This is a genomic window from Cognatiluteimonas telluris, from assembly GCF_011320095.1.
Lineage (GTDB): Bacteria > Pseudomonadota > Gammaproteobacteria > Xanthomonadales > Xanthomonadaceae > Cognatiluteimonas > Cognatiluteimonas telluris.
Genome location: NZ_JAANOY010000084.1, coordinates 1 through 1,426, shown reverse-complemented (window position 1 = coordinate 1,426; position 1,426 = coordinate 1). Strand labels below are relative to the sequence as shown.

Here is a 1,426-nt window from a genome sequence, read left to right as displayed (position 1 = left end):
CGGCTTAGGTCTCATGGCCTGCGTCTGCCTTGGGCGGGCGCTGCTGCTTCCGGTCCTCGCCGTTCGCCATCCGGAACTTCGCAACACGTTTGCGATCGTCGCCGCCATCGTGTGGGGCACGGCGGGCCTCGGGCTGGCGGTCGCATTCCGTTTCGCAGTGTTAACCTGCGAGGCCTAACAATTCATTCAAGCCGAACCCGCTTCGTTCCAGCAAAAGGCGGCACTGAAAAGCGTGCCACCTTTTGCCTCCACTACGCAGGTCGGCTTAATTCAGGTGTTAGGCCCCACAAGGAGTGTTCATGAAGCGTTGGAGTAGAGCACTTGCGGCGTTTGGCATTGGCTACGCAATCGCAACCACTGTTGGTTGGGTAACTTTCCCCAGACCAGCTTTGATGTGGACCCTCACTTTTACGCTCATGCCGCTCGTTTTTGCGAGCTTAGCCTATTGGTACTTCCACGGCGCCAAGCCGAGCGCTGGGGAGGCCACGTCTGAGGCCTTGAGGCTCACTCTATTATGGATTGTCCTTTCCTTCGCGCTTGACGCATCAGTGTTCGTTGCCGTCATTCCGTTGGCATTCGGTGCCAAGGCGAACTGGACCTTCTTTGTGGATCAGTCGCCCTGGATTTGGCTCTGTTACGCCACGCTGGCTCCGATTGTTTTTGGCGGACTGTACGCGTACCAGAGGCGCCACATTCAATTGGTTCCAGCAAGTGGGGCCTAACAATTCATTCAAGCCGAACATGCTTCGTTCCAGCAAAAGGCGGCACTGGAAAGCGTGCCACCTTTTGCCTCCACTACGCATGTCGGCTTAATTCAGGTGTTAGGCCCCGCACCCACTTCTTTGGAGAGTCGCTTGAGGCAAGTACTCCTAGCTGCACTGATAGCGATTCTGGCCGGATGTGCCTCTTCCGTGATTGCGCCAAAAGACGCCAGTCCTGTCCCAAAGGAGTTCGTCTTTGCGGTATCCGAACCTGCGGCATCTTCGGCGACTGCGATTTTCACCAGAGACATGGGCGGCCCGCCTGGGCATCGCTGGATTATTTACATTGATGGCAATCCTGCGGTAAAGCTCGGTCGCGGTGAGAAGTACACGGCGTGGTTAGATCCCGGGGATCATGTCTTTGGCATCGAACCTGATGCGAAGATCAAAGTTCTTCAAGTAATGAATATCGGTCAGTCCATGAGCGCTGGAAAAACATACTTCTTTCGTGCCATGTTTACCCGCGAGGGTTATCGCCTCCAGCCGTCCAGCGCCAACGTGGATCAGCACTAGGGCGTGGCCTAACAATTCATTCAAGCCGAACATGCTTCGTTCCAGCAAAAGGCGGCACTGAAAAGCGTGCCACCTTTTGCCTCCACTACGCATGTCGGCTTAATTCAGGTGTTAGACCCTTGGGCGGAGCCTCTTGCATGGCCCAGAGTGAT

At 55.8% G+C, this 1,426-nt stretch carries 2 protein-coding genes; both read left to right on the top strand.

The genetic code is table 11. From position 1 onward, the window contains the following. Positions 1 to 299 precede the first annotated feature (299 nt). The gene (locus G7B67_RS13070) at positions 300 to 722 is read left to right on the top strand and encodes a hypothetical protein (RefSeq protein ID WP_166213128.1); all 423 of its coding nucleotides are present in this window, start codon (positions 300 to 302) and stop codon (positions 720 to 722) included. Between the two features lie 132 nt (positions 723 to 854). Further along, the gene (locus tag G7B67_RS13065) at positions 855 to 1,274 is read left to right on the top strand and encodes a hypothetical protein (RefSeq protein ID WP_166213126.1); all 420 of its coding nucleotides are present in this window, start codon (positions 855 to 857) and stop codon (positions 1,272 to 1,274) included. Positions 1,275 to 1,426: the final 152 nt, after the last annotated feature.

Bases quoted from the DNA above. Each gene is read 5' to 3' on its own strand.
- G7B67_RS13070 (WP_166213128.1), top strand. From the start codon at position 300: ATGAAGCGTTGGAGTAGAGCACTTGCGGCGTTTGGCATTGGCTACGCA.